This window comes from Streptomyces sp. P1-3 (genome assembly GCF_050613155.1).
Lineage (GTDB): Bacteria > Actinomycetota > Actinomycetes > Streptomycetales > Streptomycetaceae > Streptomyces.
In genome coordinates this window covers 6,343,536-6,358,330 of record NZ_CP192512.1, presented here as the reverse complement: position 1 = coordinate 6,358,330, position 14,795 = coordinate 6,343,536, and the positions used below count along the sequence as shown (strand labels likewise).

14 protein-coding genes are annotated in these 14,795 nt (G+C 73.3%); 5 read left to right on the top strand and 9 right to left on the bottom strand.

The features are described from left to right. The first annotated feature begins 196 nt into the window (after positions 1–196). Positions 197–1,294 carry a PAC2 family protein gene (locus tag ACQUSR_RS27130; RefSeq protein ID WP_431045235.1) on the top strand — a complete coding sequence of 366 codons (1,098 nt, stop codon included), beginning with the start codon at positions 197–199 and terminating at the stop codon, positions 1,292–1,294. 255 nt (positions 1,295–1,549) lie between these two features. Here ACQUSR_RS27130 and mshC read toward each other — a convergent pair whose 3' ends face one another. The 4 genes from mshC to ACQUSR_RS27110 form a co-directional block, all read right to left on the bottom strand. Next, positions 1,550–2,779, bottom strand: a complete 1,230-nt coding sequence (mshC, locus tag ACQUSR_RS27125) for a cysteine--1-D-myo-inosityl 2-amino-2-deoxy-alpha-D-glucopyranoside ligase (RefSeq protein ID WP_431045234.1) — start codon at positions 2,777–2,779, stop codon at positions 1,550–1,552. A 130-nt stretch (positions 2,780–2,909) separates the two neighbouring features. After that, positions 2,910–3,851: an SCO1664 family protein gene (locus tag ACQUSR_RS27120; protein ID WP_431045233.1), complete on the bottom strand. Its 942-nt coding sequence runs from the start codon at positions 3,849–3,851 to the stop codon at positions 2,910–2,912. Further along, a complete protein-coding gene (locus ACQUSR_RS27115; protein ID WP_431045232.1) occupies positions 3,821–4,405 on the bottom strand; it encodes a DUF3090 domain-containing protein in 585 nt (194 codons plus the stop codon). The genes ACQUSR_RS27120 and ACQUSR_RS27115 overlap by 31 nt, the downstream gene beginning before the upstream one ends. A 102-nt stretch (positions 4,406–4,507) precedes the next feature. Then, a complete protein-coding gene (locus tag ACQUSR_RS27110; RefSeq protein WP_431045231.1) occupies positions 4,508–5,218 on the bottom strand; it encodes a histidine phosphatase family protein in 711 nt (236 codons plus the stop codon). Between the two features lie 109 nt (positions 5,219–5,327). On the opposite strand from ACQUSR_RS27110, the gene ACQUSR_RS27105 reads away from it, so the two are divergent. Next, positions 5,328–6,311 carry a magnesium and cobalt transport protein CorA gene (locus tag ACQUSR_RS27105; RefSeq protein WP_431045230.1) on the top strand — a complete coding sequence of 328 codons (984 nt, stop codon included), beginning with the start codon at positions 5,328–5,330 and terminating at the stop codon, positions 6,309–6,311. A gap of 27 nt (positions 6,312–6,338) precedes the next feature. Here ACQUSR_RS27105 and ACQUSR_RS27100 read toward each other — a convergent pair whose 3' ends face one another. Continuing rightward, entirely contained in the window at positions 6,339–7,127 is a 789-nt protein-coding gene (locus ACQUSR_RS27100; protein WP_431045229.1) for a ferritin-like domain-containing protein, read from the bottom strand. A 328-nt stretch (positions 7,128–7,455) separates the two neighbouring features. Continuing rightward, positions 7,456–8,505, bottom strand: coding sequence for an LLM class F420-dependent oxidoreductase (locus ACQUSR_RS27095; RefSeq protein ID WP_431045228.1), 1,050 nt, complete (start codon positions 8,503–8,505; stop codon positions 7,456–7,458). A 126-nt stretch (positions 8,506–8,631) separates the two neighbouring features. Between ACQUSR_RS27095 and ACQUSR_RS27090 the strand changes: the two genes are divergently transcribed. Together ACQUSR_RS27090 and ACQUSR_RS27085 are read left to right on the top strand one after the other, a co-directional pair. Beyond that, positions 8,632–9,615, top strand: a complete 984-nt coding sequence (locus ACQUSR_RS27090; RefSeq protein ID WP_431045227.1) for an aldo/keto reductase — start codon at positions 8,632–8,634, stop codon at positions 9,613–9,615. Then, positions 9,612–12,371: a helix-hairpin-helix domain-containing protein gene (locus ACQUSR_RS27085; protein WP_431045226.1), complete on the top strand. Its 2,760-nt coding sequence runs from the start codon at positions 9,612–9,614 to the stop codon at positions 12,369–12,371. The genes ACQUSR_RS27090 and ACQUSR_RS27085 overlap by 4 nt, the downstream gene beginning before the upstream one ends. A gap of 92 nt (positions 12,372–12,463) precedes the next feature. On the opposite strand, the gene ACQUSR_RS27080 is transcribed toward ACQUSR_RS27085, so the two are convergent. Next, on the bottom strand, positions 12,464–13,153 hold the full coding sequence (locus ACQUSR_RS27080) for a hypothetical protein (protein WP_431045225.1): 690 nt from the start codon (positions 13,151–13,153) through the stop codon (positions 12,464–12,466). 47 nt (positions 13,154–13,200) lie between these two features. Between ACQUSR_RS27080 and ACQUSR_RS27075 the strand changes: the two genes are divergently transcribed. Then, entirely contained in the window at positions 13,201–13,389 is a 189-nt protein-coding gene (locus tag ACQUSR_RS27075) for a DUF5703 family protein (protein WP_018537156.1), read from the top strand. Positions 13,390–13,597: 208 nt separating this feature from the next. Here the strand turns inward: ACQUSR_RS27075 and ACQUSR_RS27070 are convergent, their stop codons facing one another. Both ACQUSR_RS27070 and ACQUSR_RS27065 read right to left on the bottom strand, forming a co-directional pair. Continuing rightward, positions 13,598–14,419 carry a chaplin gene (locus ACQUSR_RS27070; protein ID WP_431045224.1) on the bottom strand — a complete coding sequence of 274 codons (822 nt, stop codon included), beginning with the start codon at positions 14,417–14,419 and terminating at the stop codon, positions 13,598–13,600. A gap of 165 nt (positions 14,420–14,584) precedes the next feature. Continuing rightward, a complete protein-coding gene (locus ACQUSR_RS27065) occupies positions 14,585–14,704 on the bottom strand; it encodes a chaplin (protein ID WP_431045223.1) in 120 nt (39 codons plus the stop codon). Positions 14,705–14,795: the final 91 nt, after the last annotated feature.

The window sequence follows — 14,795 nt, the reverse complement described above, 5'->3', positions numbered from 1 at the left end:
GATGTCTGGGCTCCTGTGGGCGCCGGTGTCCCGATGTGAACGAATTCATGGGATAACACGTCCGATGAATCTGCGTCTCCTTCCTGGACAAGGCTGCGGCCGAAGGCCCGGGAAGCCGTAGGCTGGGAGCGCACGCAACGGAACTGCAGCCGGCGGCGGCACGGACCCGTCCGCCCCGGTCGGAAGGAGGCGCTGGGTGATCGAGCTTGAGGGGGTTCCCGAGCTGATCGACCCGGTCATGATCTGTGCCTTCGAGGGCTGGAACGACGCCGGAGACGCCGCCTCCACCGCGGTCGGGCACCTGGACCGGGAATGGAAGGGCGAGGTCTTCGCCGCCCTGGACGCCGAGGACTACTACGACTTCCAGGTGAACCGGCCCACGGTGTGGCTGGACGGCGGGGTCCGCAAGATCACATGGCCGACGACCCGGCTGTCCGTGGTCCGCGCCGGAACCGGCGACAAGCCGCGCGACCTGGTGCTGGTGCGCGGGATCGAGCCGAGCATGCGCTGGCGCTCGTTCTGCAACGAGATCCTGGGCTTCGCCCACGAGTTGGGCGTGGAGATGGTCGTGGTGCTCGGTGCGCTGCTGGGCGACACCCCGCACACCCGGCCGGTGCCGGTCAGCGGTGTCACCTCCGACCCCGACCTGGCCCGCACCCTCGACCTGGAGGAGACGCGGTACGAGGGTCCGACCGGCATCGTGGGCATCCTCCAGGAGGCGTGCACCCACGCCGGGGTCCCGGCGGTGAGTCTGTGGGCGGCGGTACCGCACTACGTCTCGCAGCCGCCGAACCCGAAGGCGACGCTGGCTCTGCTCAACCGCCTGGAGGACCTGATCGGCGTCCGTATCCCGCTGGGCGAACTCGCGGAGGACGCGCGGGCCTGGCAGCTCGGCGTCGACCAGCTGGCGGCCGAGGACAGCGAGGTCGCCGAGTACGTGCAGTCGCTGGAGGAGGCGCGGGACACCGCCGACCTGCCGGAGGCGTCAGGCGAGGCCATCGCCCGGGAGTTCGAACGCTATCTGCGGCGGCGGGACGGGCAGCCGGGGCCGGGCGGGCACGCGACGGAGAGCGGCACGGTCGCCGACGGGCGGGACTCGGGCGCGTACCTGCGCGACTCCACCAGCGGCCGGACCCGGCCGTCGAAGCCCTCCCCCAAGGACGGATCGGCTGACGGGCCGTCAGGGGACGGCGCGGACGGACGAGATGGCGGAGAGAGACCCGGGGGCGACGGGGCGCCGCGTGACAGCGGGACACCGCGCGACGGCGAGACCGAGGACGGCGAAGGGGACTGACCCCGGCCACGCCGGGGAGTGTCGAGGGGCGCTCCCCCGGTCGGGGAGCGCCCCTGCGCTGTCCGGCGGCGCCGGGCGACCGCGCCCGTCAGACGGCGGCACGCGGTGCGGACCACCGCCCGGTGCGGGGCACGCGCCCGGTGCGTAGGCACGTGCACGGGCCCGGCCTGGGTACCGGTGCGTGCCGGCGCCCGGGCACGGCTTCCGCGGCGGGTCCGGCTTACGTGCCCGGTACGACGCGCGTACCGGGCACGGTCACAGCGCCACGCCCAGCAGCGCGTCGACCGCGCGGGAGACCAGGCCGGGCGCCCCCGTGTCCGTACCGCCGCCGGACTCCTGGGCCGCGGCCCAGCGGTCGACCGCGGCTAGCGCCGCCGGAGCGTCGAGGTCGTCGGCCAAGGCGGCGCGGATCTCCTCCACCAGCGCCTCGGCGGACGGCCCGTCGGGCCGGGACACCGCGGCCCGCCAGCGCCCCAGCCGTGCCACGGCCTGGGTGAGCACGTCGTCCGTCCACTCCCAGTCCGACCGGTAGTGGTGCGCGAGCAGCGCGAGCCGGATCGCGGCCGGGTCCACCCCGGCACGGCGCAGCGTGGAGACGAAGACGAGATTGCCCTTGGACTTGGACATCTTCTCGCCGTGCAGGGCGACCAGCCCGGCGTGCACATAGGCCTTGGCGAACGGCCGTTCGCCGGTCAGCACCTGGGCGTGCGAGGCGCCCATCTCGTGGTGCGGGAAGGCGAGGTCGGAGCCGCCGCCCTGTACGTCGAACCCCATGCCCAGGTGCTCCAGGGCGATGGCGACGCACTCGATGTGCCAGCCGGGGCGGCCGGGGCCGAGCGAGGCGCCGTCCCAGCTCGGCTCGCCGGGCCGGGCGGCCAGCCACAGCATCGGGTCGAGCGGGTTCTTCTTGCCCGGCCGGCCGGGGTCGCCGCCGCGCTCCGCCGAGAGCAGACGCATGGCCTCGGCGTCCAGCCGGGACACGCTGCCGAAGGAGGGGTCGGACTCCACGGAGAAGTAGATGTCGCCTTCGAGCTCGTAGGCGGCGCCCGCGTCCCGCAGCCGTTCCACCAGCGGCACGATCTTCGGTATCGACTCGACGGCGCCGATGTAGTGGGCGGGCGGGAGCATGCGCAGGGCGGTCATGTCCTCGCGGAAGAGGTCGGTCTCCCGGTGGGCGAGGTCGGTCCAGTCGTCGCCGTTCGCCGTGGCCCGCTCCAGCAGCGGGTCATCGATGTCGGTGACGTTCTGGACGTAGTGAACCTGCCGCTTGGTGTCGAGCCACACGCGCTGGACGAGGTCGAACGCGTTGTAGGTCGCCGCGTGCCCCAGGTGGGTGGCGTCGTACGGGGTTATCCCGCAGACGTAGATACGGGCGACGGGGCCGGGGTCGAGGGTGATCGGACCCCCGGTCGCTGTGTCGTGGATCCTCAGGTCGCGGCCTCTGCCAGGCAGGGCGGGAACCTCGGAAGCGGGCCAGGCATACATGTCTTGAGCGTAACCGGACGCCTGTTCCGGATACGAACCGGATCGCGCTCTTGGCCGAATAGGCGGTCTTGCGCGAGCAGCCCCGGCGTGCATATGCCAGCTCCCGGCCCGGGGGCACCCGCACGAGCCGTCAGACCGGCGGCCAGGGGATGGCCGGCCACTGTCCGCTGGGCTCGGGGTGCTGCCCGGTGCGCAGCAGCCCCGCGACCCGCGCGCGCACCGCCGCGACCTCGGCCGGGGTGATGAGCTCGGCCAGCCGGGTGGCGAGCGGCTCGCCGTCGGCCAGGGCGGCGGACAGCCGCTCCAGCACCGCCACGGCCTCTTCGGTCAGCGGCTCACCGGCCCAGCCCCACAGCAGGGTGCGCAGCTTGTCATCGGCGTTGAAGGTGACGCCGTGGTCGATCGCGTACACCCCGCCGTCGGCCGTGGGCAGCAGATGGCCGCCCTTGCGGTCGCCGTTGTTGATCACCGCGTCGAGGACCGCCAGCCGGCGCAGCCGTACGTCGTCGGCGTGCACCAGCAGCGCGGTGCCGCCCTCGACCTCGGCGAAGCCGACGGCCTTCCAGCCGGGCTCCGGCTCCTCGCCCTCGACCAGCGCGAGCAGCTCCGGCGCCGCGCCGTCCGCGGGCGGCTCGATCCACAGCTGGCACATGCCGCGCCCGTACGGCCCGTCCCGCAGCACGGTCGGCGGGACCAGCCCCCAGCCGGTGGCCTCGGACAGCTCGTACGCGGCGACCTCTCGCTCGGCGAGGGTGCCGTCGGGGAAGTCCCACAGCGGGCGCTCCCCGGCCACCGGTTTGTACACGCACGCGGCGCTGTGGCCCGCGTACGCGACGGTGCAATAGAGCACCGCGTTGGATGCCGTGCGGATCTGGCCGCGCACCGTCAGCTCGCCGCGTGCCAGCAGTTCGACCGCGGACGGCGGAACCACGGGCTCCGGGACGGAGCCGGGGGTGACGGTCTCCGGGGTCGTGCGGGGAGTGGCGGGCTCGGCGGGCTCCGGGGCCGTGCCGGGCCCGGGCACCGTCGCAGGCGTCCCGCTCAGCGGCGATATCCGTTCTGGCGCGGGCATACGTGTCCCTCCGGGTCGAGCGGCAGGCTGCACAGCGGGCACGGCGGGCGCCCGGCGTTGACGACCTCCAGGGCGCGCTTGGCGAACGCGCGGGCCTGGGTACCGGTGAGCCGGACCCGCAGCATCGGCGGGCCGTTCACCTCGTCCTGCAGCAGCCGCTCCTCGGCCTCCGCCAGGTCCTCCTCGGAGTCCGCGTCCAGCTCGACCAGCGCCTGCGCCTCCACGATCATGCGCTGCTCGTCGCCGTCCCAGGCCAGGGCCATCGTGCCGACCCGGAACTCCTCCTCGACAGGGGTGTCCAGCGGTGCGGTGTCAGTGAGTTCGGTGGGCGCCATCGCGGGCACCGCCGCATTGCCGCCGGTGCGTCGTACGACCTCGTCGAGGAGCTCGTCGATCCGCTCGGCGAGCGCCGCGACCTGGGTCTTCTCCAGCGCGACACTGGTGACCCTGCCGCCCGCCGACGCCTGCAGGAAGAAAGTACGGCGGCCAGGCAGCCCGACCGTACCGGCGACGAACCGCTCCGGCGGGTCGTAGAGGAACACCTGACGGGACAACGTCCTGCTCCATCTTGTTTCGTTCGGGTGCTACGGCTGCTGGTTCACAAGCGCGTCGCTCCGTCGACGACGCCGCCGCACCCACCCTACTGCGCACCGAGATCACGGCGCTCCCGCGCCGCCTCCCACCGGAGCCTCGGGGCCGCGGCGGCCGCCCGCCGCGTCGCCGGAGGCGTCCGGGCGCGGCTCCAGACCGCCGAAGTCGCCGGTGTCGCCCAGCCGTACGAGATACGGCCGCAGCTCGGTGTAGCGGATCGCGGTGACCGAGCAGGGCTCGACCGAGATGCGCTGGAAGAGGTCCAGATGCAGCCCGAGCGCGTCGGCGACGAGGGACTTGATGATGTCGCCGTGCGAGCACATCAGATAGATCGCGTCCGAGCCGTACTCGGCCTCGATCCGGGCGTTCCAGTCGCGTACGGCGTCGACCGCGCGCGCCTGCATCGCCCGCAGCGACTCGCCGCCCGGGAACGCGGCGGCGGACGGGTGCTGCTGGACGACGGCCATCAGCGGCTCGTCGGACAGCTCCTTGAGCTTGCGCCCCGACCAGTCGCCGTAATGGCACTCGCCGATCCGGTCGTCGGTGTGCAGCCGCAGCTCGGGCCGTGCGGCGAGCAGCGGCGCGAGGGTCTCCTGGCAGCGCTGGAGCGGGCTGGAGACGGCGGCGGCCAGCGGGAGCCGCGCCAGCCGGGCGGGCAGCTCGGCCGCCTGCGCGGCGCCGCGCTCGTCCAGGGCGACGCCGGGGGTCCAGCCCGCGAGCACCCCGGCGGTATTGGCGGTGGACCGGCCGTGCCGGACGAGGATCAGCGTGGGCATGCCGCCACCCTACGGCCTGGCGGGGCGGTTGCGGCCGTCCGTGCCGGGGTGCGCTGCGGGCTCGCACGGCGGAAATGCGCTCCCGCCCGGTTGGCGGAAGAATCGCCGCGTGATCGTGGATTGCGCCGTCTACCAGGACGGGCGCCGTGTCGAGGGGCCCGCGGACTTCTCCTCGGCGCTCGCCCGGGCGCGCGCGGCCCGGAACGCCTTCTTGTGGATCGGCCTGTACGAGCCGACCGAGGAGGAGTTCGCCATGGTCAGCAGCGATTTCGGGCTGCATCCGCTGGCCGTGGAGGACGCCCTGTCCGCGCACCAGCGGCCCAAGCTGGAGGTCTACGAGGACTCGCTGTTCCTGGTGCTCAAGCCGGTCCAGTACGAGGACAAGTACAGCTCGGTCACAACGGGTGAGCTGATGGTGTTCGTCGGCGACTGCTTCGTGGTGACCGTGCGGCATGGCGAGGCCAATCCACTGGGGGTGGTCCGGGAGCGGCTGGAGCACACCCCGGAGGTGCTCCGGCACGGCCCGACGGCCGTGATGTACGCGGTCACCGACGCGGTGGTGGACCACTATCTGGAGGTCGCGGACGAGCTCCACATCGATCTCGACGAGCTGGAGGCGGATGTCTTCTCGCCGGAGAGCGGCCGGTTGGCGTTCACGGCCGGGCGGATCTACTCGTTCAAGCGGCAGGTGCTGGAGTTCCGCCGCGCCGCGGGCCCGCTGGACGATCCGATGGCGCGGCTCGCCGGCGGCGGGGTGCCGTTCGTGCACGCGGGCTCCCAGCCGTTCTTCCGCGATGTCGGCGACCATCTCACGCGGGCGAACGAGCATGTGGAGGGCCTGGACCGGCTGCTGTCGGACGTGCTGGCCGCGCATCTCGCGCAGGTGGGCGTGCGGCAGAACGACGACGTACGGAGGATCTCGGCGTGGGCGGCGATGATCGCCGTTCCCACGATGCTGGCGGGGATCTACGGCATGAACTTCGACCACATGCCGGAGCTGGCGCAGCCGTGGGGGTATCCGGCGGTCATCGCGCTCATGGTCGGCTCTGTGCTGCTGCTGTACCGGTTCTTCAAGCGGCGCGGCTGGCTGTGAGACGGGCTCGGTAGTACGGCCCGTCGGCTAGGCGAACTCCGGTGCCGTCGAGGCGGGGCCGCCCAGCGCGTCGAGCCGTTCCGGCATCCGCAGCGACACCATCCGCCGCCACCCGGCGGCGCGCTCGAAGGCGTACACGGCGTGGATGCCCGCGGCCAGCATTGCCGCCTTGGCCCGCGGCCAGGCGAGGATGCGTCCCATCTGGGCCATCACCGCGAGGCTGACGTCGCGGTAGACCGCGATCTCGGTCAGGGCGCTCTCGCGCAGTGTGGCCTGGATGAGCCGGCCGTGCCCGGCGGCGGCCAGGCGCAGCAGTTCCTCGTGGCAGTAGGCGAGGTGGTTGTCCTCGTCATGGGAGATCATCTTGACCGCGCGGCCGATGTCGGGGTGGCTCCCGAAGTGCTTCCGCAGCAGCCGCATCTGGGCGGAGGCGCGCTCTTCGGTGACCCGGCTGTGGGCGAGGTAGATGACGATGTCGCGTTCGGTCAGCGGCTCGTCGCGGCGGAGCTTGTCGTGCGCGAGGCCGATGCCCCGCGCTTCCAGGAGCATCGTGTAGTCGGTCTCGCGCGGCACCTCGACCGGCTCCAGTGCGCGCTTGCGCAGCAGGGCGTTGAAGATCCTGCCGTGCTTGTCCTCGTCCGCCCCGTGTCGCGCGATCTTGGGTGCGAGCGCGCGCTGGCTGTCCGGCACCAGGGCGGCGATCCGGCCGTTCTCCCAACCGCCCTGGGCCTCGCCGCTGGCCGCGATGGAGCAGAAGAGCTGGAACGAGTCGTCGTTGTCGAGGATCTCCTGGAAGAGACTTCTCGCCGAGAGCATCACAGCCACCTCCGTGCATGACGTTCCAGAAGAATCAGTCAAATGCCCGCACGGAGGGGCGGCAACAGGGAGCCCCGCCGGGTCGGCCGAACGGCGGATCCGGCGGGCGGGTGTGCGTAGGGCCCGGCGCGTAACCACGGCGGTCGGACGGCGTTGTGCTGCGTGACGGCCGTGGCGGGGAAGACCCCCGAGCCCCCACCACGGCCGCAGAGCTCGGGCCGCACGGCTTCCGGCCACGGCGCCCCGGTCCGTCGTTCCACCGCGGCGCCCGGTCCGTCATCCGGTGCGCGGCCGCCGGCCCGTCGTCGCGCGCGCGGCCGCTGGCTCGTCAGGCCAGACCGGCACGCTCCAGCGCCGCCACGCCGGCCCGCAGGCCCGCCACCCGCTCCTCCAGCGTGAAGCCCGCCGGGCTCAGCGACAGCGTGGTGACCCCCGCCTCGGCGTACGCCTGCATGCGGTCGGCGACGCGCTCGACCGGGCCGAGCAGCGTGGTGGAGTCGATCAGCTCGTGCGGCACGGCCGCGGCGGCGCCTTCCTTGTCACCGGCCAGGTACTTCTCCTGGATCTCGGCGGCTTCCTTCTCGTAGCCCATGCGCCGCGCGAGCTGGTTGTAGAAGTTCTGCTTGGCGCTGCCCATGCCGCCCACGTAGAGCGCGGTGTACGGCCGGAACTGGTCGGCCAGGGCGCCGACGTCCTCGCCGAGCGCGAGCGGCACGGTCGGCACGAGGTCGAAGCCCTCCAGGTCCTTGCCCACCTTCGCCCGGCCGGCGCGCAGCGAGCCGAGCGTGGTCTCCTCCGCGTGCTCGGGAGCGAAGAAGATGACCAGCGCGCCGTCGGCGATCTCGCCGGTCTGCTCCAGGTTCTTGGGGCCGATGGCGGCGATGTACAGCGGGATGCGCTCGCGCACCGGGTGCACGGTGAGCTTGATCGGCTTGCCCGGGCCACCGGGCAGCGGCAGGGTCCAGTGGGCGCCCTCGTGGGTCAGCCGCTCACGGGACATCGCCTTCCGGACGATCTCGACGTACTCGCGGGTGCGGGCGAGCGGCTTGTCGAACTTCACTCCGTACCAGCCCTCCGAGACCTGCGGGCCGGAGACCCCGAGGCCGAGGCGGAAGCGGCCGCCGGAGAGGGAGTCGAGGGTGGCGGCGGTCATGGCGGTCATCGCGGGGGTGCGGGCCGGGATCTGGAAGATCGCGGAACCCACGTCGATCCGCTCCGTCTGGGCCGCCACCCAGGAGAGCACGGTCGGGGCGTCGGAGCCGTAGGCCTCGGCGGCCCAGCAGACCGAGTAGCCGAGCTTGTCGGCCTCGCGGGCGACCGCGAGGTTGTCCGCGTCCATCCCGGCGCCCCAGTAGCCGAGGTTGATTCCGAGCTTCATGCGCTCCCCTTACCGATCAGTAACGTCCCTGTTCCGGGGACTCTAGCGCGCGGCGTGCGGATACGTCAGTGTCACGTTATCCACAGGCCGCCACGGCCCTTCGGGAGCCAAGTAATCTCAACGCCCATGGAGTCAAGGCACCTCGGCCGTACGGGTCTGCGCGTCTCCCGGATCGGGCTCGGCACGCTCACCTGGGGGCGGGACACGGACGAACACGACGCGGCCGACCAGCTCAAGGCGTTCTGGGACGCCGGCGGGACGCTGGTCGACACCGCCGACGTGTACGCCGACGGCGGCGCCGAGTACCTCCTGGGCCAGCTGCTCGAAGACCTCGTTCCGCGTCGCGACCTGGTCATCGCCACCAAGGCGGGCAGCGTCCCTGATCCCGAGCGGCGTTTCGACGGCTCCCGCGGCCATCTGCTGGACGCGCTGGACGCGTCGCTGGGGCGGCTCGGCACGGAGTACGTGGACCTGTGGCAGGTGCACGCGTTCGACCCGCTCACCCCGCTGGAAGAGACGCTCCAGGCTCTGGACATCGCGGTCAGCAGCGGACGGGCACGCTATGTGGGGGTGTCCAACTTCTGCGGCTGGCAGCTGGCCAAGGCGGCCACCTGGCAACTCGCCGCACCCGGCGCGCACACCAGGCTCGCGAGCACGCAGATGGAGTACTCGCTGCTGCAGCGCGGTATCGAGCGGGAGGTGCTCCCGGCGGCGCTGGACCTGGGGCTGGGGCTGCTGCCGTCCTCCCCGCTCGGCCGGGGGGTGCTGACGGGCAAGTACCGGCACACCACGCCCACCGACTCGCGCGGGGCATCCGAGCATCTGGCGCCGTTCGTGGCCCCGTATCTGGACGAGGAGGCGAGCCGGATCGTCGACGCCGTCGCGACGGCCGCGGACGGCCTGGCGACCACGGCGCTGCAGGTGGCGCTCGCCTGGGTACGCGACCGGCCGGGCGTCGCCGCCCCGATCGTCGGCGCGCGCAACGCCCAGCAGCTCAGAGCGGCGTTGTCAGCGGAGGCGCTTACGCTTCCCCACGAGATCTGCCAGGCGCTGGACGACGTGTCGGCGCCCGTGCACCGCTATCCCGATCAGGACTGGAGCACCCTGTGAGTACCGACCGCCTCGTCGGCGAGGCCGCCACCGCGCCCGAGGAGGAGCCCGTGTCCGCCTCCGGGCCCGAGACCGGAGCCGAAGGCGAGGGCGGATCCGGGGCCGGGGCCGACGTCACGGCGGCGTCCGGCAGCGCGTCGGGCTCCGCACCCGATTCCGCGTCAGGCTCGGCACCGGACTCGGCGTCAGGCTCGGCGTCCGCCGCTGGCGCCGCTCCGGGCCGTGATGGCGCGGAGACCGGCGGCGACGGGCCCGCGGCAGCGCCGGAAGCAGTGGCGGCCGACCCCCGTGAGTCCGCCCAGGGGGACGAGGGCGCCGGCCCTGGCGACGCCGCGGGACGGGCCGGATCGCCCAGCCCTGACGAGGCCGCGGCACAGGCCGGATCGCCCAGGGCTGGCGACGCCGCGGGGCAGGCGGAGGACGCGAGTCCTGCTGAGGCTCCGGTCGGCGGAGCGGGGGCCGCGGGCGGCGGCCGTAAGAGGTCGGCCGCCGCCGAGGCCCTGGCCGCCGCCGTGCGGGCGGTGGAGAGCGGCGAGCGGTCGGCGGCGTCGTTCTTCACTGAGCAGGCGCCGGCTCGGTCCGCCCAGCCCCGGCGCACCGCAGGCGCACAGCCCGGCGGATCCTCCGCCGGGACACCGGGTGGAACAGGCTCCGGCGGCCGGCCCGGTGCCGCGCCGGCCGGTTCCGGTCCGGGTTCCGCCGTGGGCCCGGGTTCGGGCGCGGGTTCCGCCGTGGGTCCGGGCTCCGCCATCGGTCCGGGTTCGGACGCGGGTTCTGGGCGGTCGGCCTCCGGGGGCGTCCTGACCGCGCCGCGTCCGCACGACGGCGGCCCGCTCCCCACCATGGCCACGCCCCCGCGTACGGCAGTCGGCGACACCGCGGGGATCCATGAGGTGCTCGCCGCGGGCGGCGCTCCGGAGCAGCTGGCCGCGCCGGTCGCCGAGGCACTCGGCGAGCACGCCGCCGAGGCGCTTCGCGACGACCCGTGGCGACTGCTCGCCGTCTCCGGTGTCCGTCCCGAACAAGCGGACTCGTTCGCGCGGGCGCTGCTCGGCGCGACCTGCGGACCGGGCGACGAGCGCCGGGCCCAGGCCCTCATCGGCTGGCTGCTGGAGCGGGCCGCCCTCGAAGGACACACCGCGCTCGCGGCCTCCTCGGTGCGCGAGGCGCTGGCCAAGCGGACCGTGCCCGATCCGGACGAGGCGCTGCGTACCGCGATCGGCGACGGCGGCGTCCTGGTCTTCCACGACGCGATCAGCGGCCCTGGAGGCGCCAGGCCGAGCTCGGACGAGGAGGACGAGGCACCGCCGGCGCGGGTGCTGCTCGGGCTGGATCGGTACGCCCTCGCCGAGGAGAGCCTCGCCGACGGCCTGGCCCGGCTGATCAACACCTTCGGGCAAGGCGGCGCGGCCGCACCGGACGGCGGTGCCGCGCCGAGCGAGGACGAGCAGGCGGCGGACCACGGCGATGACACGGCGGGCGCGCAGCGGGGTGACGGCCGACCCGGCGCCCCCGGTCGGCCGGAGGACGCCTGGGCGGCCGCGGCGGCCGCGGCGGCCGCCGCACCGTCCCCATCCGCCGCCGAGCTGATCACTGCGGCCGCCGGCCACGGCCTGGTCGCCCACAGCGGCGGCGAGGCGGCCCGCGCCGAACCCGCCGCGCTGGTCGCCGCGGCCCGCGCGCTCGGCCTGCGGGCGTACGCGGCCGCGCACAGCCACGACGGCAGGCAGCGGCTGGCCGCGGCCCTCGACGGGATGCGCGAGGCGTCGCGGGACCCGGGCCCGCCGGACGCCGACGAGCCGGTGGCACTCACCGTCACCGGACTGCTGTCCGGGCAGGAGGGGCCCGGGAGGGACGAGGACGGCGCGCTCGCCCTCGACCTGCTCGCCGTTCTGGACGCGCCGCAGCTCGATGTGGAGACCTCGGCGATGCTGGTGGAGTCGCTGCCGGACGGCGCCCGGCTGGTGCTCAGCGGGGACCCCGGGGTGCTCGCTTCGGTCGGCCCGGGCCGGGTCTTCGCTGATCTGCTGGCGGCCCGCTGCTGCCCGCAGGTCGTCTCCCGCACGCCGGATCCGGGCCCGATCGGGGAGCTGGTGTCGGGTATCGGCATCGGTGAGCTGAGCCAGGTCGACGCGCCCGGCAAGGAGGTCGTGATCGTGCCCGTGCGCGACGCAGGGGAAGCGGTGCACCGCACGGTGCAGCTGGTCGCGGACTCGGTGCCGCGGGCGCTCGGCGTACCGCCGGAGCAGACCCAGGTCATCACCCCGGGGCACGGTGGGGCGGCCGGGACGCGCTCGCTGAATGCGGCGCTCAAGGAACGGCTGAATCCCGGCCCCGGCCGGTTCGGCGGCTTCGACCCGGGCGACCGTGTGGTGTACGTCCCGGCGCCGGGACGTGCCGTACCGGGCACCGTGGTCTCCGCAGACGCCGAAGGACTCCACCTGGACTGCGCGGGCAGAGCGGTGACCGTGCCGCGCGAGCGCGTCGGCGACGCCGTACGGCACGGCTGGGCCGTCACGGCGCACCAGGCGGTCGGGACGCGCTGGCCCGCGGCCGTGGTGGTGCTGCCGGGCGATGCGGCGGCGGGGCTGACCCGCGCCTGGGTCTACACCGCGTTCAGCCGCGGGGAGCGCCATCTGTCCGTGGTGCACGGTGCGGACGAGGCGCTGCCGCGGGCGGTCGCGCAGATTCCGGCCGCGGACCGGACCACCCGGCTGCGGTCGCTGCTGGAGGCGCAGAGCCAGCCCGCCGAGTGACCGGTCGCGCTCACCGGTCACGCCCGCCGGTCACGTCCACGCACCACGGGCGGACGTGACCGGCGGCGGATGCCGTACGCCCCGGAGGCGGCTCAGCCCCCGGGGCCCAGCATCTCCAGGTCGTCCTCGTCGACGTCGTCGTCCTCGCCGTCGAGTTCCTGGTCGAAGACCTCACTGACGTCGAACCGGCACACGACCCGCTGCGGATCCACCTGGTCGAAGGGTGCCGCCAGCCACTCCCCCGGCTCGGCGAGATCGTCCGCGGCGGCCACCCACAGGGTCGAGTCGCCCTCTTCCAGCCCGAACTCCTTGTGCCGGGAGGCGATCTCGTCCGGCTCGTACTCGCCGAACACCACGCCGAGCGCGGCGTGCACGCTGCTCCCGGCGGAACCCCCCGGACCGCCGGAGGCACCGTTTCCCGGACTCGCGTCCGGATCGAGGTCGGCGACCCGCTGGGCCTGCGACATCAGCCGCTGCGGTTCGAGGACCGCGTAGTCCCGGCGGATCAGCACGCTCACGGCGCTGGGCTCCTCCGGCCCCGCGTAGGCGGGCATGCTGCCGTCGCCTGGGATCTCGAAGGGTGTGACCTCGTCGTAGGCGTCATAGAGCAGCTCGTCATACGCCTCGGCTGCCGCCGCCAGCTCGTTGAACGCGGCGTAGACGGCCGGGTCGTCCTCGCCCGACCGCCGTTCGACAGCGTCGAGGTGGCGGTCCAGCGCGGCTTTCACCGCTTCAGCGGCGGCGCGTACCTCGGCAGCGGATGGCTGCGCAGCATCAGACATAGTGCAGACGCTATCCGTATCGGGGCAGTTCCCGCACAATAGATGCGATGCCGGAATACGAATTCTGTGATGTGTACGTGCCGAGGGGCGTCTCGCGCAAGGCTGCCACTCGCCTGCTGACCGACCACGCCGAGTACGGACACTGGGAGTTGGACCGACTGCGACTGAACCCCGACGGCAGCCGCCGAGTGCGGCTACGACGTCGGATCATCCGCCAGCTGCGTGCCACCTGGTAGGACGCAGCCACCTGGCAGGACGCGCCACCCGGTCCTGGTAAGGGAAGACCGATCGCCGGTATGCGAAGAGCGGGCCCCGCGGATGCGGAGCCCGCTCAGTGCCATGCGGTGGCGGCACACTCAGCGCCGCCGGGCCACGGCGTCGGGCCGGTCTACGGCGCCCCGCCCGGCCGCGGCGTCTTTCCGGGCCGCGGCGCGGCTGCCGCGCCTACTGCTGGTGGGCGCGGGCACGGCGGAAGAGCACCGCGCCGGCCAGCAGCATTCCCGCGCCGGCGGGAACGAGCACGCCCACCGGGCCGGAACCGGTCTCCGCGAGCTGCTCGGTGCCCACCATCTGCGGCCCGGTGCTGCCCGAGTTCCCCGACGCTCCACCGCGACGGCCCTTCGAGTCATCCGAGCCATGCGAGCTGCCCGAGCCGTCCGAGTCGTCGTCCGAGGACTTCGGCGGCATCGGGGTCTTCGGGTGGTGCGGCTTGGGCTTGCCCTTGCCCTTGCCCGGCCCGTGCGAGCCGCCCTTCCCGTTGTTGCTGCAGTCGGCGCCCAGGGCGCTGTTGGCGATCCCGATGACATCGACCTCGTTGCCGCAGACGTTCACCGGAACGTTGATCGGCACCTGCACGGTGTTGCCGGAGAGAACGCCGGGCGAGCCGTGCGCACCGCCCTTGGCCACGGCACCGCCCTGCGAGCCGCCGCCCTTCGAGTGGCCGCCCTTCGAGTGGCCGCCCTTCGAGCCGCCGCCGTGCCCCTTGCCCGGGTTCGACTTTCCGCCCTTGCCACCCTTACCGCCATGGGCTCCGCCGCCCTTGGCCCCGCCGCCGCTGTTGCTGCAGTCGGCCCCTGCCGAGGGGTTCAGCACGCCGATCACGTCGACGGTGTTCCCGCAGACGTTCACCGGCACATTCACCGGGACCTGGATCGTATTGCCGGACGCGACACCCGGCGACTTCGAAGCGGTCCCTTCGGCGCCCGAGCCCGCGTGGGCATAGCCGGCGGCCGCGGCGAGCACACTCCCCGCTGCCGCAACGGTCATCAGACTATTTCTCGCAACCTGACGCATGGGTCGTTCCTCTGCCTTACCTCGTACTGAAATACGCCCGGGCAGAGCGCCCGTGCGTAGAACCTGAGGAGTCCCGGAGCACGCGGCGCGCACTCCGGGACCGCCCGGGATCACACCCCTAGGGGTTGTGACGCAACGTCACTCGTTGGTGCAGGTGTGGCCGAAGGTGGGATTGACCAGCGTGATCAGGTCGATCGTGTTGCCGCACAGGCGCATCGGAACATGTACGGGCACCTGGATGACGACCTTCCTGATCATCAATTCCTCCTTGTCACACGCGCGACCCCACACCTCGGGCCGCACTCCCTGTAACGAGGAGGGATTAATCAGGCTACGAAACGATGCCCCC